The sequence below is a fragment of the Citrobacter sp. CK195 genome (assembly GCF_030333365.1).
In the GTDB taxonomy this organism is placed as follows: domain Bacteria; phylum Pseudomonadota; class Gammaproteobacteria; order Enterobacterales; family Enterobacteriaceae; genus Citrobacter_B; species Citrobacter_B koseri.
Genome location: NZ_JAOWGB010000017.1, coordinates 46,065 through 66,355 on the forward strand (window position 1 = coordinate 46,065; position 20,291 = coordinate 66,355).

General features: G+C 53.5%; 22 protein-coding genes. 10 read left to right on the forward strand and 12 right to left on the reverse strand.

Annotated elements, in window-relative coordinates; genetic code table 11:
• Positions 1-44: 44 nt before the first annotated feature.
• The 6 genes from fliK to fliF are packed head-to-tail and all read right to left on the reverse strand — an operon-like array spanning position 45 to position 6,452.
• Complete coding sequence (gene fliK, locus OGX93_RS01035; protein ID WP_058669299.1) at positions 45-1,259, reverse strand: flagellar hook length control protein FliK; 1,215 nt, start codon at positions 1,257-1,259, stop codon at positions 45-47.
• Complete coding sequence (gene fliJ / locus OGX93_RS01040; protein ID WP_012131904.1) at positions 1,256-1,699, reverse strand: flagellar export protein FliJ; 444 nt, start codon at positions 1,697-1,699, stop codon at positions 1,256-1,258. The genes fliK and fliJ overlap by 4 nt, the downstream gene beginning before the upstream one ends.
• Before the next feature lie 21 nt (positions 1,700-1,720).
• Complete coding sequence (gene fliI, locus OGX93_RS01045; protein ID WP_012131905.1) at positions 1,721-3,091, reverse strand: flagellar protein export ATPase FliI; 1,371 nt, start codon at positions 3,089-3,091, stop codon at positions 1,721-1,723.
• Complete coding sequence (gene fliH / locus OGX93_RS01050; protein ID WP_071258771.1) at positions 3,091-3,795, reverse strand: flagellar assembly protein FliH; 705 nt, start codon at positions 3,793-3,795, stop codon at positions 3,091-3,093. The genes fliI and fliH overlap by 1 nt, the downstream gene beginning before the upstream one ends.
• Positions 3,788-4,786, reverse strand: coding sequence for a flagellar motor switch protein FliG (gene fliG, locus OGX93_RS01055; protein WP_012131907.1), 999 nt, complete (start codon positions 4,784-4,786; stop codon positions 3,788-3,790). Before fliG ends, fliH begins: the two co-directional genes overlap by 8 nt.
• On the reverse strand, positions 4,776-6,452 hold the full coding sequence (fliF, locus tag OGX93_RS01060; protein ID WP_058669296.1) for a flagellar basal-body MS-ring/collar protein FliF: 1,677 nt from the start codon (positions 6,450-6,452) through the stop codon (positions 4,776-4,778). Before fliF ends, fliG begins: the two co-directional genes overlap by 11 nt.
• A gap of 216 nt (positions 6,453-6,668) precedes the next feature.
• Here fliF and fliE point away from each other — a divergent pair, with 216 nt between their 5' ends.
• Positions 6,669-6,983 (forward strand): flagellar hook-basal body complex protein FliE, encoded by a 315-nt coding sequence (gene fliE / locus OGX93_RS01065; RefSeq protein ID WP_012131910.1) that lies wholly within the window; start codon positions 6,669-6,671, stop codon positions 6,981-6,983.
• A gap of 63 nt (positions 6,984-7,046) precedes the next feature.
• Here fliE and yedF read toward each other — a convergent pair whose 3' ends face one another.
• Positions 7,047-7,280, reverse strand: coding sequence for a sulfurtransferase-like selenium metabolism protein YedF (gene yedF, locus OGX93_RS01070; RefSeq protein WP_000790504.1), 234 nt, complete (start codon positions 7,278-7,280; stop codon positions 7,047-7,049).
• Entirely contained in the window at positions 7,277-8,482 is a 1,206-nt protein-coding gene (gene yedE, locus OGX93_RS01075) for a selenium metabolism membrane protein YedE/FdhT (RefSeq protein WP_200090721.1), read from the reverse strand. Before yedE ends, yedF begins: the two co-directional genes overlap by 4 nt.
• Before the next feature lie 186 nt (positions 8,483-8,668).
• On the opposite strand from yedE, the gene yedD reads away from it, so the two are divergent.
• Positions 8,669-9,082 (forward strand): lipoprotein YedD, encoded by a 414-nt coding sequence (yedD, locus tag OGX93_RS01080; RefSeq protein WP_047463076.1) that lies wholly within the window; start codon positions 8,669-8,671, stop codon positions 9,080-9,082.
• An 80-nt stretch (positions 9,083-9,162) separates the two neighbouring features.
• Here yedD and amyA read toward each other — a convergent pair whose 3' ends face one another.
• The 4 genes from amyA to fliD form a co-directional block, all read right to left on the reverse strand.
• On the reverse strand, positions 9,163-10,650 hold the full coding sequence (amyA, locus tag OGX93_RS01085; RefSeq protein WP_286449268.1) for an alpha-amylase: 1,488 nt from the start codon (positions 10,648-10,650) through the stop codon (positions 9,163-9,165).
• Positions 10,651-10,717: 67 nt separating this feature from the next.
• The gene (fliT, locus tag OGX93_RS01090; RefSeq protein ID WP_115625632.1) at positions 10,718-11,080 is read right to left on the reverse strand and encodes a flagella biosynthesis regulatory protein FliT; all 363 of its coding nucleotides are present in this window, start codon (positions 11,078-11,080) and stop codon (positions 10,718-10,720) included.
• Positions 11,080-11,490 carry a flagellar export chaperone FliS gene (fliS, locus tag OGX93_RS01095; RefSeq protein ID WP_275155643.1) on the reverse strand — a complete coding sequence of 137 codons (411 nt, stop codon included), beginning with the start codon at positions 11,488-11,490 and terminating at the stop codon, positions 11,080-11,082. The genes fliT and fliS overlap by 1 nt, the downstream gene beginning before the upstream one ends.
• Positions 11,491-11,499: 9 nt before the next feature.
• Positions 11,500-12,930 (reverse strand): flagellar filament capping protein FliD, encoded by a 1,431-nt coding sequence (gene fliD / locus OGX93_RS01100; RefSeq protein ID WP_286449267.1) that lies wholly within the window; start codon positions 12,928-12,930, stop codon positions 11,500-11,502.
• Positions 12,931-13,266: 336 nt separating this feature from the next.
• Here fliD and OGX93_RS01105 point away from each other — a divergent pair, with 336 nt between their 5' ends.
• The 8 genes from OGX93_RS01105 to tcyN all read left to right on the forward strand — a co-directional run bounded on the left by OGX93_RS01105 (position 13,267) and on the right by tcyN (position 20,241).
• The gene (locus OGX93_RS01105) at positions 13,267-14,091 is read left to right on the forward strand and encodes a flagellin N-terminal helical domain-containing protein (protein ID WP_286449266.1); all 825 of its coding nucleotides are present in this window, start codon (positions 13,267-13,269) and stop codon (positions 14,089-14,091) included.
• Positions 14,092-14,154: 63 nt separating this feature from the next.
• Positions 14,155-15,360, forward strand: coding sequence for a flagellin lysine-N-methylase (gene fliB / locus OGX93_RS01110; RefSeq protein WP_286449265.1), 1,206 nt, complete (start codon positions 14,155-14,157; stop codon positions 15,358-15,360).
• A 128-nt stretch (positions 15,361-15,488) separates the two neighbouring features.
• On the forward strand, positions 15,489-16,208 hold the full coding sequence (fliA, locus tag OGX93_RS01115; RefSeq protein WP_024130237.1) for an RNA polymerase sigma factor FliA: 720 nt from the start codon (positions 15,489-15,491) through the stop codon (positions 16,206-16,208).
• A gap of 60 nt (positions 16,209-16,268) precedes the next feature.
• On the forward strand, positions 16,269-16,820 hold the full coding sequence (fliZ, locus tag OGX93_RS01120; RefSeq protein ID WP_012131925.1) for a flagella biosynthesis regulatory protein FliZ: 552 nt from the start codon (positions 16,269-16,271) through the stop codon (positions 16,818-16,820).
• Between the two features lie 87 nt (positions 16,821-16,907).
• Positions 16,908-17,708: a cystine ABC transporter substrate-binding protein gene (tcyJ, locus tag OGX93_RS01125; protein ID WP_024130238.1), complete on the forward strand. Its 801-nt coding sequence runs from the start codon at positions 16,908-16,910 to the stop codon at positions 17,706-17,708.
• A 107-nt stretch (positions 17,709-17,815) separates the two neighbouring features.
• Positions 17,816-18,802 carry a D-cysteine desulfhydrase gene (gene dcyD / locus OGX93_RS01130; protein ID WP_047463099.1) on the forward strand — a complete coding sequence of 329 codons (987 nt, stop codon included), beginning with the start codon at positions 17,816-17,818 and terminating at the stop codon, positions 18,800-18,802.
• Positions 18,803-18,823: 21 nt separating this feature from the next.
• Positions 18,824-19,492 carry a cystine ABC transporter permease gene (gene tcyL, locus OGX93_RS01135; protein WP_198447565.1) on the forward strand — a complete coding sequence of 223 codons (669 nt, stop codon included), beginning with the start codon at positions 18,824-18,826 and terminating at the stop codon, positions 19,490-19,492.
• Positions 19,489-20,241 (forward strand): L-cystine ABC transporter ATP-binding protein TcyN, encoded by a 753-nt coding sequence (gene tcyN, locus OGX93_RS01140; RefSeq protein WP_012131929.1) that lies wholly within the window; start codon positions 19,489-19,491, stop codon positions 20,239-20,241. Before tcyL ends, tcyN begins: the two co-directional genes overlap by 4 nt.
• Positions 20,242-20,291 lie beyond the last annotated feature (50 nt).

A 20,291-nucleotide genomic window follows, 5' to 3' on the forward strand; every position in this document is an offset into this window, starting at 1 on the left:
GGCAAAGCGTGGAAAAGACGCGGATAATCATGCTACCTCTGGCGTTAGGCGAAGATATCCACCGCGCCATCGCCACGAGCGGCAGCCTGGAGCGAGCCCGGCGTCGTCAGTGCGATGTCATCTTCGGCGGCAAAAGCCTCTTGTCCCTGTGCGCGGGAAGCGTGCTGTTGTTGGGATGACGACTGCTGCTGTCCGGCGAAACTTTCACTGCTGATACTGCTTTGTCCCAGCTGGATGCCGTTTTCCGCCAGTTGGGTACGCAGTACGGGTAACGCGGCTTCCAGCGCGGCGCGAACGTGGCTATGCGCTGACACCATTTGCAGTTGCGCCTGGTTATCATCCATTTTGAGGGAGATTTGAATCTGCCCCAGTTCCTCCGGGTGCAGACGCAGTTCCGCGCTCTGCTGCCCCTGGCGGGTAAACAGCGTCACATGCTGGCTTAATGACTGCTGCCACTCATGGCTGCCCAGCGGCGCGCTGAGCACCGGGGCGGCTGCGACAGGCGCGGGTTGCGTCTGCGTCGTCATACCGCCAGGCGTGGTCATGGCGCCAATGGTCGTGACCGGAGAAGGCGTGCTTTCCATGTCGGCTTTAGCGGCAGCGGCGGCGACCAGCGGCGTTACCGGCTGGTTGCTTGCTGAGTTTGCGGTGACGTCAGGCGCGGCATCGACTTTCCCTTTTTTCAGCTCGCCCGTCGTCAGCCCGGCAACCGCATCCTGCATAGCGGCGCGCGTATCGCCACGCAGCGATGCCGGGGCGGAGAGTGCGCCTTCAGCCGACGCGGTTCGCGTGGTTGGCGTCAGCGCCGGCTGGCCCGGTAACATGGCGAAGAGCGCGCTCAGATTCGCGAGGTCCTCATCGCTCAGCGCCGGTGCGTTGTCGTCCTGCCGGGCAGTCTTACTTAACGCGTTCAGGGCGTTGCTTTTCAGCGAAGGCGTCAGCGTGGACAGCAACTGCTGTGCCTCGGTCAGGTCTGCTGTGGCGTCATCCGTCAGCAGATCCTGGCGCGCCAGAAGATCGGCCAGCGCTGTCGTCTGCGGCGTATCGCCATTTTTTTGCAGCAATCCTTTTTGCAGTTTGCCGCCTGCCGCCTGGAGATCGGCAAGCGAAAGCGGGGCATCTTTACCCTGCGCGTCGCCTGCGCCCAAAGCACCGGCTAACAGCGCCAGAAAATCCTGGGCTGAATCGGCTGTTTTACCAGCCTGAAGGCCTGTCGTTACGTCTGTGTCGGTCGTGATCAGTTGGGGCAAGGTGATCATTCGGTTTTCCTCATTGCAGCACGCTGAGCAAATTCATCCATTTTTTTCTGGTCCAGGCGGTTTTCAGCCAATAACGCTGCCGCACTTTGTCTGTCCTGTAAGGTCTGCCAGGCCTGAAGCCGTTGTTTCTTTTCACGCCAGCTGTTCAGCGCCACGTCCACTTTTTGTGTCCACTGCGTCAGCTGCTGGCGATGCTGCTCAATGGCCTTCTCCAGCGTCTGAATAAATTGCTGATAGTTAATCCAGCGGTTGCTGGCAATCCCCTGGCCCATATCGGCATTGAGATTGTTGCGATACTCATGCTGATAATCGATCAGCATTTTCAGTTGTTCTTCCGCCTGCTGGAATCCGCGTCGCATTTCCCCTAATAAGAGAGCGGCATCATCCACTTCTTTCTCGGCCAGATCTTTTAATGTTGCCAGCGCACCATGTTGTGCCATGACCTATGCCCTCCTGCTTCATCACACCGTCGGGAAAATCAGTTCCAGCGCCTGGAGAGAATCTTCCCAGTCGGCTCGTTCGAAAATACCTTGTTGCAAAAACGCCTCCAGCTGCGGCCACAGCGCGATGGCTTTATCCAGCATGGGATCGCTGCCTTTGGCATACGCGCCGACGCTCACCAAATCGCGGTTACGCTGGAAACTGGACAGCAACTGTTTGAAATTCCGTACGCGTGCATAGTGTTGCTCGGTGATCAGCGACGTCATCGCACGGCTGATCGACGCTTCAATATCAATGGCCGGGTAGTGACCGGCTTCGGCCAGACGACGGGATAACACAATGTGTCCATCCAGGATCGCACGCGCCGAGTCGGCGATCGGGTCCTGCTGATCGTCGCCTTCGGTCAATACCGTATAAAACGCGGTGATGGAGCCGCCGCCGTGAATGCCGTTCCCCGCACGTTCCACCAGCGCAGGTAATTTTGCGAAGACCGAAGGCGGATACCCCTTGGTCGCAGGCGGTTCGCCGATCGCCAGCGCAATCTCACGCTGCGCCATCGCGTAGCGGGTCAGGGAGTCCATGATCAGCAGTACATGCTGCCCGCGATCGCGGAAATCCTCGGCAATACGCGTGGCATAGGCCGCTCCCTGCATTCGCAGCAGTGGCGAGACATCCGCAGGCGCGGCAATCACCACCGAACGCGCGCGCCCGTCAGCGCCCAGAATGTTTTCGATAAAATCTTTAACTTCGCGGCCACGTTCGCCAATCAGCCCGACGACGATAACGTCCGCGCGGGTATAGCGCGCCATCATGCCGAGCAGAACGCTTTTACCCACGCCGGAACCGGCAAACAGCCCCATACGCTGTCCGCGTCCGACGGTGAGCAGCGCGTTGATGGGGCGGACGCCGGTATCCAGCACATGCTCAATGGGCGTTCGCTGTAAAGGGTTGAATGGCTGAGTGATTAACGCGCCGGTTTCCGTGGTGTCTGGCGCGGGAAGACCATCCAGCGGCTTGCCGCCGCCGTCCAGCACGCGCCCCAGCAGGGCAGGGCCGAGCGGCAGCTGTTTTCCGCTTTGCAGACCTTCCCCGGCAATATTTTTTGCGTAAACGCGTGCGCCGGGAAGAATGCCTTCGACCTCTTCCAGCGGCATTAAAAACAGACGCTGGCCATTAAAGCCGACGACTTCGCTTTCCACTTCGCGTGTTTCCGTCCCGTCCTGCCGTTCAATGACGCAGGTCGCGCCGAGCGGCAACTGCAAACCGGTGGCTTCCAGCACCAGACCGGTGGCGCGGGTCAGTCGCCCGTAGCGACGTACCGCCGGGAGCTGCGCCATTTTGGCTTCGAAGTTATCCAGCGTATTTAGCCAGCGGGTCAGGCGCGTAGTCATCAGACGACTCCGGGAGCCGCCAGGCGGCAGAGTTCTTGCCAACGCGTGGCGACGCTGGCGTCCAGGTCACCTTCATCGGCGGACACTTTACAGCCGCCATGATGCAGCGTGGGATCGCCGCGCAAACGCCAGCCGTGCAGGCTGAGCGTGGCTCCGAGCATCTCTTCGACGCGCTGTAAATCATCCGGGTGAACGCGCAATTGCGGTTTCCCGCTGAACAACGGTTCCTGTTGCAACAATTGCTGGATCTGTTTAATGAGCGCGGAGTTGTCCACCGCTGGCGTCTGGCCGATCACCTGGCGAGCGGCTTCCAGCGCCATTTGCATCAGGCGCGAGGCAATCACGCTGTCCAGCGCGTCCAGCGTATTCTGAAACTCGCTGACCAGTTGCTGCATTCGGGCATTCAGCGGCGCCTGTTGAGCGCGCGCCTGCGTCTGGCCTTGCTCCAGCCCTTGCGCTAATCCTTCCTGATAGCCCTGTTCGTGGCCTTTCTGGCGACCTTCGGCGAGGCCCGCGTTATACCCTTGCTCGTGCGCCTGCATTTTCAGCTGCGCCAGTTGCTGCTCAAGCTGCTGTTCGGCACTCAGCTCCGGTTCGTCATCGATGGCTATCGGTTCGTCGCGGTGCTCCATTGGCACAAACTCGGCCAGGGGAGGGACGAGATCGTCCGGTGTCCAGATCTGCCACGGCAATTCGTTAGACATAGGTATCCTCGCCGCTGCCGATTACCATTTCGCCGGTTTCCGCCAGACGACGCACAATAAGCAGAATGGCTTTCTGTTCGTTCTCCACCTGAGACAGGCGTACCGGGCCACGGTTGGCGAGGTCGTCGCGCAGAATATCGGCAGCACGCTGCGACATGTTGCGCAGGAATTTCTCGCGTAGCGGCGGCTCGGCGCCTTTCAGGGCGATCAGCAACGACTCGGAATCCACTTCCTGCAACAGACGCTGGATGCTGCGATCGTCGACTTCCACCAGATTTTCGAACAGGAACATTTCGTCGATAATTTTCTGCGCCAGCTCGCCGTCGAATTCGCGTACGGCGCTGATAACCGCCTCTTCCTGCTGGGTTTTCATCAGGTTGATGATTTCTGCCGCGGTTCTCACGCCGCCCATTTTGCTGCGCTTGAGGTTCTGACCGTCGAGCAGACCATTCAACACTTCGGTCAGTTCCGCCAGTGCGGCTGGCTGTACGCCGCCGAAGGTCGCGATACGCAGCATGACATCGTGGCGCAGACGTTCGTCGAACAGCGCCAGAATATCGGCGGCCTGGCCGCGTTTGAGATGCACCAGGATGGTGGCGATAATCTGCGGGTGTTCGTCGCGGATAAGGTCGGCGGCGCTTTGCGGCTCCATAAAGTTGAGCGTTTCAATGCCGCTGGCGGTATCCCGCGTTTCGAGGATATCTTCCAGCAGACTGGCGGCACGTTCTTCACCCAGCGCTTTAACCAGCACGGAACGCAGGTATTCGTTGGCGTTGATGTTGAGTGCGGCAAACTGTTCGGCTTCTTGCTCAAATTCCGCCAGCACATCGGTCAGCTGTTTGTTGGAAATCTGGCGCACGTTCGCCATTGCCGAACTCAGGGTTTGCACTTCGCGCGTGGAGAGGTGCTTAAACACCTCTGCCGCACGGTCTTCGCCAATGGTCATCAGCAGGATGACGCTTTTATCGGTGCCGGTAAGTTTATTGCTCATGATCGTTATTCATCCACTGGCGAATGACCAGCGCCACGACGCGCGGATCGTTATCTGACATTTCGCGAATACGCTGGCTCATCACTTCTGCGCCCAGACGCTGGTTCGCCCGGCGCTGCTGGGTCTGTTCGTCTTTGCTGAGGCGAACTTCTACCGCTTCTTCGGTTTCCTGACGAACCTGCGCCTGTTCCTGCGCGGCTTTCGTCTCTTCAGCGCGGCGAGCAAGCTGCGGTCGAACCGCTTTGCGCCACAGAATCCAGGCAACCAGCAGGACCAGGAGCCAGCGACCTGCGGAGATCAACTGCTCAATAAAGGCTTGCTGTTTCCAGAATGGCAGCTCGCCGCCCAGGTCGTCCGTTGCGGTAAACGGTGAGTTCACCACGTTAAGGGTATCGCCGCGTTTGTCGGAGAAGCCCATTGCTTCGCGGGTCAGATCTTCGATCTGCTTCATCTGTTCCGTGGTTAACGGCAGCGGTTTGCCGTCCGGCAGGGCGCGGTAGTTCACCACGACCGCCACGGAGAGTCGCTGCACATCGCCCACGTTCAGTTTGGTGTGGCGAATGGTGCGATCCACTTCATAGTTACTGGTTTCGTTGCGCTGCGTATTGCGCGGCACATTGCTGTTCGCATTGTTGGTCGTCTGCGTGTTCTGCGCGTTTTGCTGATTAGCAGGCGGTGTGCTGATCGGCGCAGCATTCGCCGGCGCAGGCTGATTCGACAGCGCACCCGGTACGCCGCCCGGATAGCCGGAGCCGATTTGCTCGCTTTCATTAAGCTGGCGTGAGCGCAGCACGGCCTGCGATGCGTCGCCGTTCGGACGGTATTGCTCTTCCGTCTGCTCTTTGTTGGCAAAATCCAGCTGCGCAGTAACCTGAGCATGGACGTTGCCGTTGCCGACGATTGGCGAAAGAATCGATTCGATACGGCGCTGAATGCGTCCTTCCACATCGCTGGCGTATTTCAACTGCGCGTCGTTCAGATCGCGGCTGCTGGTATTGGACTGAGTCAACAGATGACCGCCCTGATCGACCAGCGTGACGTTACCTGGCGGCAGACCCGCAACGGCGCTGGATACCAGATGCACCACCGCGCTGATTTGCCCTTCATCCAGCGCGCGGCCTGGTTCAAGATTGACCGTCACGGAAGCGGAAGGGGATTTCTGCTCGCGCACGAACAGAGAAGGTTTCGGCATCGCCAGGTGGACACGGGCGCGTTTTACCGGCCCCAGGGTTTCGATAGTGCGGGCCAGCTCGCCTTCCAGCGCGCGCTGGTAATTGACCTGCTCGCTGAACTGGCTGATGCCGAATTTTTCCTGGTCTAACAGCTCGAAGCCGACAGCGCCGCCTTTTGGCAATCCCTGTTGCGCCAGGCGCAGGCGAAGCTCATGCACTTTATCGGCAGGCACTTCAATCGCCCCGCTTCCTTCGGTGAAGCGGTAAGGGATGTTCATCTGGGTCAGCTGCGTGACAATGGCCCCGCCATCCTGATCGGAAAGGTTGCTGAACAGCGTGCGATAATCTGGCGCTTTCGCCCACAAAACCATAGCAACGATGATGGCAACGGCGGCTGATCCCGCCACAATCAGAGGAATTCTGGGATTCGCGCGCAGGCGATTAAGCCACTCGAGAGGTTTAGGTTGGGTTGCAGTCGATGCAGTCGCACTCATCTCGCACCTCGTGACTGATCGTGGACGGCGTTTTTTGCAAAGTGGAACAAGACTCACTCCCGGGTCAGCAAACTCGAAAAATTGACGGTCTCATTATTTGCGGTTTCGAATTTTTCTATGCGCCAAAAACCGAGGTTTTTTATCGCTATTTAGCGCCTTTATCTTATTGACAAACTGGTAATCTCTGCTGTGTAAAAAATCATCCAGGGGATTAGCATGTCAGCAATACAGGGGATTGAAGGGGTCATCAGCCAGCTACAGGCAACGGCGATGTCCGCACGGGCGCAAGACGCGCTGCCGCAACCAACCGTAAGTTTTGCCGGTCAACTGCATGCGGCACTGAATCGCATCAGTGACACGCAAACCACCGCGCGCGTACAGGCAGAAAAATTTACTCTGGGTGAGCCAGGCATTGCGCTTAATGATGTGATGACCGATATGCAAAAAGCGTCTGTCTCAATGCAGATGGGTATTCAGGTACGCAACAAACTGATGTCGGCGTACCAGGAAGTGATGTCCATGCAGGTGTAGCCAGACCTGCTGAATGCATCATGCAGGCCGGATAAGGCGCTTGCGCCATCATCCGGCAAATGATTACTTCTGAATCAGATAGCGAATTGTTGGGCCATCCTGCTGAATATCCAGCACCGTATAGCCGTGGTTGCGCGCATCCAGCGGAATATTATTGATGGATTGCGGGCAGTCGCTCACCACTTCCAGAATTTCTCCCTTTTTTAACTGCGGCATCGCTTCCAGCGTGGCGACGGCCGGGTAAGGGCAGGGCTCGCCGACCATATCAAGACGGTAATCAGGAACGATATTTTTCATGCGGATTCCTTAGCAGGGATTAACCCGGAGCGACGGAAGAAACGTTTTTCCCAACCGATTATCAGCATCAGCGCGGCAAACAGCAGCAGATAAGTGACCAGCAGGCCGCCCAGAGGGCCGAAGGTGTCGAGCAGATTCACTTTGTCCCAACGGGTTGCCAGCGCCGGGGCAAAATCATCCCAGTAATATGCCAGAATAGTGGAGCCGATAACGTTGCCGAGGCCCACCCACCAGTAGTGCACCTGACCTTCCACGGCGCGGTACATCCAGCCGGTTTCACACCCGCCCGCCAGCACGATGCCAAAACCAAACAGCAGACCGCCGATAACGGCGTTCGGGCCAGCCCACATAATCTTCGCTTCCACGCCTAACTGTACGTAGCTGAAAATTCCGATAGCGCTCACCGCCATCCCGAAGATGATGGCTTTCGCCATATGGGTGCGACCGGTGATCCACAGGTCACGGAAGGCCGAGGTGAAACAAATTTGCGCACGTTCAATCAGCAGACCAAAACCCACGCCGAACAGCATGGCCAGCCCCAGTTTTGGCTGGTTCATCGCCGTCAGCAGCGCCCAGCCGATCATGCCGATAAAGACCAGCATCCCCAGACGGAAACGGCGGCGTGCCTGATCCGGCTTCTGCGTCAGCGGCGAGGCAGCGGAGACTTTCTGCATTTTGACCGGGATACGGAATATGGGCAGTAGCGTGAAGCGCGCGCCGAACCAGGAACCGATGGCGGTTGCCAGCGCAAAGAACCAGGCATGAAGAGAAAACTGCGGAATACCGGTGAAGAAGGCTGCCAGATTGCAGCCCATCGCCATGCGTGCGCCAAAACCGGCAATCATCCCGCCGATAATCGCCTGCATAATGCGGATACGACTGCGCGGCATACGTAATTTAACGTTGTTGGCCCACAGTGCCGCGGCAAAGCAGCCGCCGAACATGCCGAGGATCATCATCCCGTCGATGCGGGTAAGAGGGGAACCTTCCAGATGGATCAGCTTGTAGTAACCCCACTCTTCAGCATGAACGCCAAACAGCTGGAGGATTTGTCCACCCCAGCGGGTGAATTCGCCCGTAACAGCCCAGAACGTACCGGTGATACCGAAATAATAAGTGGAGAGAATACCTGCTGCGATGACCGCAGGGACAGGCGCCCAGAATTTAACTAACCAGGCTTGTTTGAATTGTTGCCATGACATGCTTTCTTAGCCTCTGAACTCAGAAGGAAAATAAAAGAAGAGCGGATAGTACACCGATCAGATTTTTTGCCTACTACTAATAAGAAGTAATATCGACTGGATCAATATTACTTGTTGGCCCTGAAAGGCTGGCGACATCAGGGCTTTAATGCCACAATCCTGTTTTCTTCGCATGCAGGATGAATGATGAAAAAAATAGCGATCGTTGGCGCATTTCTGGTCCTTACCGGGTGTGCAGAGGTACAGAATTATAACGATGTGGTGAAGACGCCAGCGCCAGCCGGACTGGAAGGATACTGGCAGTCAAAAGGCCCTCAGCGCAAACTGGTAAGCCCCGAGGCGATAGCCAGTCTGGTGGTGACCAAAGAAGGAGATACCCTGGATTGCCGTCAGTGGCAGCGGGTGATTGCCCTGCCGGGTAAACTGACGCTGCTTTCCGGTGATTTAACCAACGTTACGGTGAAGCGCGAACTCTATGAGATTGAGCGTGAAGGGAACACGCTGGAATATGATGGTATGACGCTGCAACGCGTGGACCGACCCACGACCGAATGCGCCGACTATTTATCGAAACATCCGCTCGCGAGTCAGTTACCGTAAACATTTTCTGTAAACGCTGGCGGTAATCATGTTGATGCCGGGGGCGCTAACGCTTACCCGGCCGATGTTCTCCCCTGTACTTACAGTGCATCTTCAATGACCCATACGCTGACGCAGCCACCGTTGCAGGTAAACGTGGCCTCACCCTGTTCATCGGTGGTTACGCGCTCTTCCCGATTACCTAAAAAATCACGCCAGGTCTTGTTGGCGTAATTTTCACCTAGCGTAATGGTCTTTTCGCCGTCATCGCCGTTGGAAAGTACGACCACGCAGCCAGGATCGTCGTCTGTACCGCTACGGCTAAAGGCAACGCAGTTGGGGTGGTCGAAAAAGAGCGTCTGGATGCCGTGGGCAAAACGCTGGCGCGCGAGAATCAGTTGATCGAGCTGTTCGATAACGGGCATATCAATGGTGTAGGTTTCGCCGTCGCCACCCGTATCTTCGTAATGTGCGCCGTAGAGATCAGGGTAGAACACTGACGGTACGCCGTTCTCCCGCAACAGGATCAACGCATAGGCCAGCGGCTTAAACCAGGCCTCAACGGGCGCTTCAAGCGCCTGTAACGGTTGGGTATCGTGATTTGCCACGAGCGTTACGGCATGGAAAGGATCGGCTTCCACCAGCGTGTCGGTGAAAATCTGGCTCATATCGTAATCACGCCCCCGACGAGAGGCTTCGTGGAAGTTCATCTGTAGCGGCGCGTCGAACAGCATGGTTTTTCCATCCACCTGATCGATATAGGCTTGTAGCTTGTCCACTTCATGAGACCAGTACTCCGCCACAATGAACAGCGGCTTTGGCGCAACCTCCTGGACGTGTTCTATCCACTCTTTATAAAACCAGGCCGGAATGTGTTTGACCGCATCCAGGCGGAAGCCGTCGCAATGGGTTTGCGCCATTACCCAACGCGCCCAGTATTTGATCTCCTCGGTGACCGCATGGTTGCGAAAGTCGATGTTTTCGCCCATCAGATAGTCGAAATTACCCATCTCATCATCGACCTGGTCGTTCCAGCCGTCGCCAGTGTAGTCGTTGACGATCTTAAAGATGCCATCTTCGTCCGGGTTTTCGATGTGATCAATACCGCTGAAGCATTTGAAATCCCAGATAAACTGCGAATATTGACCGGCGCGGGCAGGGAAGGTGTAACGCGTCCAGCCTTCACATTCGATGATCTCGTCATCGATTTGCGTGCGATCATCTTCATTGACCCGCTGTACGCGAATGGCCTCTTTTTCATCCGCGCCCATTTTGTGGTTGACGACCACGTCGAGCAAAACCGCAATGTCATTTTGCTTTAGCGCCTCAATGGCGGCCAGCAGCTGCGCTTTGTCGCCATATTTTGTGGCGACAGATCCTTTCTGATCAAACTCACCCAGATCAAACAGGTCATACGAGTCATAACCTACGGAATACCCGCCGGACGCGCCTTTATAGGCGGGCGGTAACCAGACCATATTAATGCCGATATCATTGAGGCCGCCAGCGCGCTCAGCCAGTTCTGGCCAGAGCTTGCCGCCGTCAGGGTAATACCAGTGGAAGTACTGCAATAGCGTGGGGTTTTTCATCTTCCGTGCTCCAGAAGCCGTCAGGCTAACTTCTGGAGTATGGATGAGAATTGCAGATTGGGAAAAATTATTGATTCAGGTTACTGGGGAACAGAATATTTCCCGCCAGGTTCCCGTATGTCGTGGAGACGGACTGCTGTTTTCCAGTCTGGTCTATAAGCTGACGTAGTTCTTCCATACGGTGCTGCAACAGCGTTTTTAACTCAGCTTCGTTACGGAGTACGGCACTCAGGATCTCTTTTGCCTGGTTTATCAGAAACGTATCGTCGGGAGTGATGGGGTTACCAGCGATACTCTCCACCAGTTGCACATAATTCATCTCCTGCTCAATCAGTTCATCCCATTTTCCTGAATGAGCAAGATTCAGCATTGTGATACTAAGGGCATGCAAGGCATGCCAGTTGGTAAGCGACGAGATGCAGTTAGTCATCAAAGGGTATCCTGAACGGGTGAAACCGATGAACCGATCTGTTTCCAGGCATCAGCGATATTGGTTAGCAATCCCTCTACTTCAATGATAGCTTCAACGTCGTTATGTAAGTTGGCCAGTAACAAACGGCGTACCATGTAATCGTAAAGTGATGCCAGATTGCGGGAAAGCTCTCCTTCAACGTCCATGTTGAGTCCCGCCTTGAGGCCGTTATCAATAATATTGATCGCTTTTGACAGCGCCTCACCTTTTGATAACAGTTCTCCCTGCTCCAGGAATAGTCGTGCCCTGACGAGAGCACTCAGTGCCCCGTCAAAAAGCATAACAACCAGTTGGTGTGGGTCGGCACTCATCACCGCACTTTCCACCCCGACTTTCTGGTAGGAAAGAACACCACTTTTACTATACATATCAATTCCTTAACTGCTTGATGAGCTAAACTGCTGAGTCAGGTAGTTTGCAGTATTGTTCATCTGACTGATCAACTTATCCAGCGAGGTGAACTGTGCTTTGTAGCGCGCCATAGTTGCTTCTATGGAGGCTTCCATCGCGTCATAGCGCTGTTCTAATGTCTTGAGCGTTTTGTTAATGCCATCCTGCGCATTTTTAATTACCCCAGTGCTACCAGAAGTGGTATCCAGCATTTTGGTCAGGGTATTGTTCATCTGAGTGGCGAAACCGGTCGTTTTGCCATCACCGATAAAGTATTCCTGCACAGCTTGAGGATTATCTGTCAAGGCTTTGGTTAATTTAGTTGTATCAATCTTCAGGTTTCCGGTGGAGCCGTCAGAGCCGACAGTTGGATCCTGAGTAATACCTAACTGCGCCATAATGGCGTAAGTTCCACCTTGTACATCCGTAAGCAGGCTACGCAACTGGGACTGAATAGAGCGAACATTAGTATCGCCTAAAAGCGCGCCATTGTTGCTGGACTGACTAGAGGAACCTGTGTCTGTTTTGACGTATTTTGTCACGCTAGCGATAGTAGACTGTAATGCATTATAAGCCGTCACCCAGTCGCTGATAGCCTTATTGTTCTCCTCCGTAGCGCGGGTAATCTCTAGCGTCTCATCGGCTGTGCTTTTTGCTTTCAGTGTCAGTGTGAGCCCTGTCACTGCATCTGAAATGGTATTACTGGAGCGAACGATTTTTACGCCATTAACCGTTACTTCGGCATTTTGCGAAGCTGTCTGTACGTTCAAACCCGATGATGTCGCATCGTGTCCGATTTTTTGCTGTAGCGTGTCATCCCCGGTAACGGTAACAGTCATATCATAATCTGTACCCGTTGATTTCGAGGTAAGCATCAAACGGTAATCTCCGTCTTCTGCCTTAATCACTGTCGCGGTGACATTACCGTTTGCTTTATTGATCGCGCTGGCAATGCCATTCAAACTGGTATCAGAATCTGACAGTGTGATTTCCAGCGGATCTTCGGTTCCCGGCTGGGTAATCGTAATGGTGCGTGTTCCGTCAGTCGTTGTCCCTCCCAGCTTTTCAGTGCCGCTGGTAAAGCTATCGGACATTAATACCTGTGCTTTTGCTACCTGGCCGACATTAATACTATAACTGCCTACGGCTGCATCACTGGTAGTTGTGGCGCTGAACGATGTATTAGTGCTACCAACCGTCGTTGAGTTCCAGGTCGCTGTTTTGCCAAGTGCTGCTGTTGCAGTTTGTAGATTAGTTAACGCACTTTGTAGTTTTCCGTATGCGCTTAACTGGGCGTTGTAGGTGGTCTGCTGAGTTGTAATTGCTGTAAGCTTCGTTCTTTCAGCTGTCTCCAACTGGTTATACAACGTCGTTAAATCCAGATTAGAGCCAACCCCCAGGTTACTAATAGTAGCCATGTTTATTTTCCTTGAGTCTTGGGTATGTCTGGATTTGTTATCGGACAGAATGCAAAAAAGTTTACACATCAGGATTAAAAATAATCGCCAGAAAAGGGGGGGCTGTTACTTTCATATAGAGGGATTGTTTGAAAGAAAACTTATTGTTCAGAGGGTAAATATCAGAGGTTTAGCTATGGTTAACGAGATTATTTCCTTTAAAAATAATAAGTTGAAAGTTTTTATTGTTTATTTCTAAAGTCCTTTGAAGAAGCGCCGATACCCTTGTTGACGGTGAGAGACGCTGTGAGTGTTAGGCACCGGACCTAAAATCCAATTTTTGAAGGAAAGAAAATTATGGCAGTTATCAATACTAACCTGATGTCCCTGACTACTCAGAACAACCTGAACAAATCTCAGTCTGCACTGGGTACGGCTATTGAGCGTCTGTCCTCTGGTCTGCGTATCAACAGCGCGAAAGATGATGCGGCTGGTCAGGCAATTGCAAACCGTATGACCTCTCAGATCAAAGGTATGAACCAGGCCGCCCGTAACGCGAACGATGGCATCTCCATGGCGCAGACTGCTGAAGGTTCTCTGAACGAAATCAACAACAACTTGCAGCGTATCCGTGAACTGGCTGTTCAGGCAAGCAACGGTACTAACAGCGAGAGCGATCTGCAGTCCCTGCAGGATGAAGTTACTGCTCGCCTGGCTGAAATCGACCGTGTTGCAGGTAAAACCGACTTCAACGGCATCAAACTGCTGGATGGTAGTGCGGGTGCTGCTGGGGTTGTTAAAATTCAGGTTGGTGTGAACGACGGCGATACCATCGATCTGGATCTGAGTGGAGCTAAAGCGGATAGTGCTACTCTGAAAGTAGATGCGATTGATCTTAAAACTCTGCAAGCAACTGATCTGAAAACTATCGATGATGCTATTGCTACCGTTGATAGCGCACGTAGCGGCCTGGGTGCGGTGCAGAACCGTTTCGAGTCTGCTATTAATAACCTGAACAACACTTCTACCAACCTGTCTGCGGCACAGTCTCGTATTCAGGATGCTGACTACGCAACTGAAGTTTCCAACATGAGCCGTGCGCAGATCCTGCAGCAGGCTGGCACTTCTGTACTGTCTCAGGCGAACCAGGTTCCGCAGACTGTTCTGTCTCTGCTGCGTTAATCCTCTCGTTTATAACCCCGCTACGGCGGGGTTTTTTTATCTCTTACTTTTGAGAATCAGCTTATGAAACAGATCATTGTCACCCAACCGAAACTGGTCGCAGACTTTTCCTGCGTGGGCGGGGAATGTCGTGAGCATTGTTGTCAGGGCTGGACAATTGTATTTGATAAGTCTTCTGTTAATCGCTATGTGAACAGCAGAGATAGTTCTATCCGCCGTATTGCGAAAACAGGGATTAAAATTACAAAAAAACACTATCAACACTGGGGGGAAGTTATCTTTCAGACGGAAAGCAAAGGTTGTCCGTTTATGGATGCTGAAAGGCTTTGCTCTATTCATAGCACAATGGGGGCCCAGGCATTAAGTCCTACCTGCTCGACATTCCCTCGTACGAGCAGAATCTATAAAAATGAAGTTGAAAAATCACTCAACCTTTCATGTCCCGAAGTCACGAGGCTTCTTCTGAGCGATAAAGATTCGATGTCTATGATGGAATCAACAGGCGTTCAGCAGGATTATAATAACGCGCCATTACTTGACATGAAGATTAAGGTTATCAATCTCTTTTGCCAGAATATATTCAATGTGACAGATGTCAGTGTTGAAGAACAAATTTACACTATGGTGAAATTTCTCATGGTGGCTGAGAAAGTTGACAGCATTGAAGAAAGCATTAGCGACCTGGAGAATGTCTATCGTGCTCTGGTTAATGAACTGGTTAGCGGTAAGGTACTGACCGAGTTACAGAATTTCAATCAAAACTATAGTCTTAAGTTTGCACTGATCTCACTAATGCAAGGTTACTTCACGAAGAAAATGTCGAGTCGTGGTGGTCGGGTGTTGAACCATTATTTCACGCAATTATACGGGCACTTTGACGCGACGGGTGATACGGTTTCCGCTGAGTCAACAATGAGAAAAATTGAAGCTGAATGGTGTGATGTGGCGGAAAATTATCTTAAAGATAATGAGCACCTGTTTAAGAATTTCTTCAAATACAAGCTGTGGCAGCAGGGGTTTCCGCAAAATAATGGCCGTAGCATGCTGAATAATCTTTATTTAATCGTTGCTGAATTCTATTTCATCAAAACGTTACTTGCGGGCCATGTAATGGCGACGGGGAAAATTGAACAAGATAATATTGTTGATGTTATTTACAGTTTTCACTCTCTTAGCCAGCATAATCAGGATGTTCAACAGTTGTTTCATCAGCAAATAGAGAGTGTAAGATTGGGAGATGATCTCTCATTGTTACAATTGTTAATTTAGCGAAAAAACAGTCCTTGTAATAGGCAAGCCCAGAATAACCTCATTTTATTCCCCTTTTTCATCCAATTGAACGCCCTCCAGAATCGGATAATCATGCCGATAACTCAACTAACGCAGGGCTGTTTATCGTGAATTCACTGTATACCGCTGAAGGTGTAATGGATAAACACTCGCTGTGGCAGCGTTATGTACCGCTGGTGCGTCACGAAGCATTGCGCCTGCAGGTGCGTTTGCCGGCGAGCGTGGAACTGGACGATCTGCTACAAGCGGGCGGTATCGGGTTATTGAATGCAGTTGACCGATATGACGCTCTGCAAGGAACGGCATTTACCACTTACGCAGTGCAGCGTATTCGTGGAGCGATGCTGGATGAACTACGCAGCCGTGACTGGGTGCCGCGTAGCGTCCGGCGCAATGCTCGCGAAGTGGCGCAGGCGATGGGGCAACTGGAGCAGGAATTAGGGCGCAACGCGACGGAAACTGAGGTGGCGGAGCGGCTGGCTATTCCTGTGGAAGAGTATCGTCAGATGTTGCTTGATACCAATAACAGCCAACTCTTCTCTTATGACGAGTGGCGGGAAGAGCATGGCGATAGCATTGAGCTGGTGACGGAAGAACACCAGCAGGAAAACCCGTTACAACAGCTCCTTGAGAGCAATTTACGCCAGCGTGTGATGGATGCGATTGAATCGTTGCCAGAACGCGAACAGCTGGTGTTGACGCTGTATTACCAGGAAGAGCTCAATCTGAAGGAGATTGGCGCGGTGCTGGAAGTCGGCGAGTCACGGGTAAGCCAGTTGCACAGCCAGGCCATCAAACGTCTACGCACCAAGCTGGGTAAGTTATAAAGGGCGATCGTCGTCGCCCCTTAATAGTGCCGCACAACGTATTGACTACCAGGAGTTCTCATGACGGTGCAGCAATCTAAAAGACGGCCACTAAGCCGCTACCTCAAAGACTTTAAACACAGCCAGACGCATTGCGCTCATTGCCATAAATTGCTCGACAGGATCACGTTGGTTCGCCGGGGGCAGATTGTCAATAAAATCGCGATTTCCCGCCTGGATACGCTGATGGACGACGCACAATGGCAGGAGGAGCAGAAGGAGTGGTCGGCGCTGTGCCGTTTCTGCGGCGATCTGCACTGCAAAGAGCAGAGTGACTTCTTTGACATCATCGGTTTTAAACAATTTTTGTTTGAGCAAACCGAAATGAGCCACGGCACCGTGCGTGAATATGTCGTACGCCTGCGTCGCCTGGGCAACCATCTCACCGAACAGAACATCTCTCACGACCTGCTACAGGAAGGTTTTCTTGATGAAAACCTGGCCCCGTGGTTACCCGAAACCAGCACCAATAACTATCGGATCGCGCTGCGTAAGTACGAACAGTATAAAACGCATACGCATGCCGGACAGATGCAGAAATCATCCCGGATGGCTACTTCTGATATATATTAAAAATGAATAAGATGTAGCGGAGTCGTGTTTGTGATTAGCAGCAAACCCTCTACACTACGGTCATTAATGACAACATTCGGGGTAACTATGAAATTAGCACTTCTGGGACGTCAGGCTCTGATGGGTGTGATGGCAGTTGCACTTGTCGCCGGGATGAGCGTGAAGAGTTATGCAGATGAAGGTCTGTTAAACAAAGTAAAAGAGCGCGGCACGCTGCTGGTAGGCCTGGAAGGGACTTACCCGCCGTTCAGTTTTCAGGGTGATGACGGCAAACTGACCGGGTTTGAAGTGGAGTTCGCAGAAGAACTGGCGAAACACCTCGGCGTAAAAGCCTCGCTGAAACCGACCAAATGGGACGGTATGCTGGCGTCGCTGGATTCCAAACGTATTGATGTGGTTATCAACCAGGTCACCATCTCCGACGAACGTAAGAAAAAATACGACTTCTCAACACCTTATACTATTTCTGGTATTCAGGCGCTGGTGAAAAAAGGCAATGAAGGCAGCATCAACACGGCGGCTGACCTGAAAGGTAAGAAGGTCGGCGTTGGTCTGGGAACAAACTACGAAGAGTGGTTGCGCCAGAACGTACAGGGTGTAGACATTCGCACCTATGATGACGATCCGACGAAATACCAGGATCTGCGCGTAGGCCGTATTGACGCTATTCTGGTGGATCGCCTGGCCGCATTGGATCTGGTGAAGAAAACCAAAGACACGCTGGCCGTTACCGGCGAAGCGTTCTCCCGTCAGGAAGCCGGTGTGGCGCTGCGTAAAGGCAATGAAGATCTGCTGAAAGCGGTAGATGGCGCCATTGCCGATATGCAGAAAGACGGCACGCTGAAAGCGCTGTCTGAGAAATGGTTTGGCGCAGATGTGACTAAATAATCGTCATAATTGCAAAAAAAGGCGCTTTAATACGGCGCCTTTTTTATTTCATCCGTTTGAACGTGCATAATAAAAAGAACATCACAACAATGAATACCGGAGGCTTTATGCCACTGCATAATTTAACGCGGTTCCCACGCCTGGAATTTATTGGCGCGCCAACGCCACTCGAATACCTGCCGCGTTTATCTGATTATCTGGGTCGCGACATTTTCATTAAACGCGATGACGTAACGCCGATGGCAATGGGCGGGAATAAACTGCGTAAGCTTGAATTTCTGGCTGCCGATGCGCTGCGTGAAGGCGCGGATACGCTGATTACGGCGGGCGCCATCCAGTCGAACCACGTTCGCCAGACGGCGGCGGTAGCGGCAAAACTGGGATTACACTGCGTTGCGTTACTGGAAAATCCCATCGGTACGACGGCGGAAAACTACCTGACCAACGGCAATCGTCTGCTGCTGGACCTTTTTAATACGCAAATTGAGATGTGCGACGCGCTGACCGATCCTGACGCCCAGCTACAGGAACTGGCGACCCGTATTGAGGCGCAGGGTTTCAGGCCGTATGTGATTCCGGTCGGCGGCTCCAGCCCATTAGGCGCAATGGGATACGTGGAAAGCGCGCTGGAAATCGCCCAGCAGTGCGAGGGCGCGGTACAGCTGTCCTCCGTGGTGGTGGCGTCGGGAAGCGCCGGTACGCACGCCGGGCTGGCGGTAGGTCTGGAACAATTGATGCCAGATGTTGAGTTGATCGGCGTGACCGTGTCGCGCAAGGTTATCGATCAGAAGCCTAAAGTGGTTACGCTGCAACAAGCGATTGCTAAAGAGCTGGAACTGACCGCCGCGGCGGACATCCTGCTGTGGGACGACTATTTCGCGCCGGGATACGGAACGCCGAATGAAGAGGGGATGGAGGCCGTGAAGCTGCTGGCGCGCCTGGAAGGCATTCTGCTTGACCCTGTCTATACGGGGAAAGCGATGGCGGGCCTGATCGATGGCATCAGCCAGAAGCGCTTCAAAGATGAAGGCCCGATTCTCTTTATTCATACCGGTGGGGCGCCAGCGCTGTTTGCCTACCATCCTCACGTGTAACTTCCGGGTAGAAAAACACTCATGCAAGAAAGTATCCAACTGGTGATTGATTCGCTGCCGTATCTGCTTAAAGGTGCGGTGTTTACGCTACAACTGAGTATTGGCGGGATGTTTTTCGGCCTGCTGCTGGGCTTCATTCTCGCGCTGATGCGCATGTCGCCCCTGCTGCCTGTCCGCTGGCTGGCGCGTTTTTATATCTCCATTTTTCGCGGTACGCCGCTGATTGCCCAGCTTTTTATGATCTACTACGGCCTGCCGCAGTTTGGCATTGAGCTGGACCCGATCCCGGCGGCGATGATTGGCCTGTCGCTGAATACCGCAGCCTACACTTCGGAAACGCTGCGTGCGGCGATCTCTTCTATCGACAAAGGTCAGTGGGAAGCCGCGGCAAGTATCGGTATGACGCCGTGGCAAACGCTGCGTCGCGCGATTTTGCCGCAGGCCGCCCGCGTGGCGTTGCCGCCGCTGAGCAACAGTTTCATCAGCCTGGTGAAAGATACCTCCCTGGCCGCCACGATTCAGGTGCCGGAACTGTTCCGTCAGGCGCAGCTGATTACCTCGCGTACGCTGGAAGTCTTTACCATGTATCTGGCGGCATCGCTGATCTACTGGGTGATGGCGACGGTACTTTCCGCGCTGCAAAACTATTTTGAAGAGCAGCTTAACCGCCAGGAGAGAGAGCCAAAATGAGTGCGATTGAAGTTAAAAACCTGGTGAAAAAGTTCCACGGTCAGACGGTGTTGCACGGCATCGACCTGGAGGTGAAACCTGGTGAGGTGGTGGCGATTATCGGCCCCAGCGGTTCCGGTAAAACAACGCTGTTGCGCAGCATTAATTTGCTGGAGCAGCCTGAGGCGGGCACCATCAAAGTGGGCGACATTACCATTGATACCGCAAGCTCGTTAAACAAGCAAAAAGGGCTAATTCGCCAGTTGCGTCAGCATGTGGGGTTCGTATTCCAGAACTTTAATCTGTTTCCGCACCGTACCGTACTGGAGAACATCATTGAAGGGCCGGTGATTGTGAAAGGCGAGCCCAAAGCCGAAGCAACGGCATTAGCGCGGGAACTGCTGGCGAAGGTAGGACTGGCCGGGAAAGAGACCAGCTATCCGCGTCGTCTGTCCGGTGGGCAGCAGCAGCGTGTGGCGATTGCCCGCGCGCTGGCGATGCGCCCGGAGGTGATTTTGTTTGATGAACCGACTTCCGCGCTCGACCCTGAGCTGGTGGGGGAGGTGCTCAGTACGATACGCCAGCTGGCGCAGGAAAAGCGCACGATGGTCATCGTGACGCATGAAATGAGCTTTGCGCGCGACGTGGCTGACCGGGTGATATTTATGGATCAGGGGCGCATTGTGGAGCAGGGCGCGGCCAAACCGTTATTTGCCAATCCTCAGCAACCACGCACGCGTCAGTTTCTTGAGAAGTTCCTGATGCAATAAGTGTTTTCGCGCACTCGCCTGAAATAATCCCGTTTTGGGCGAGTGTATTT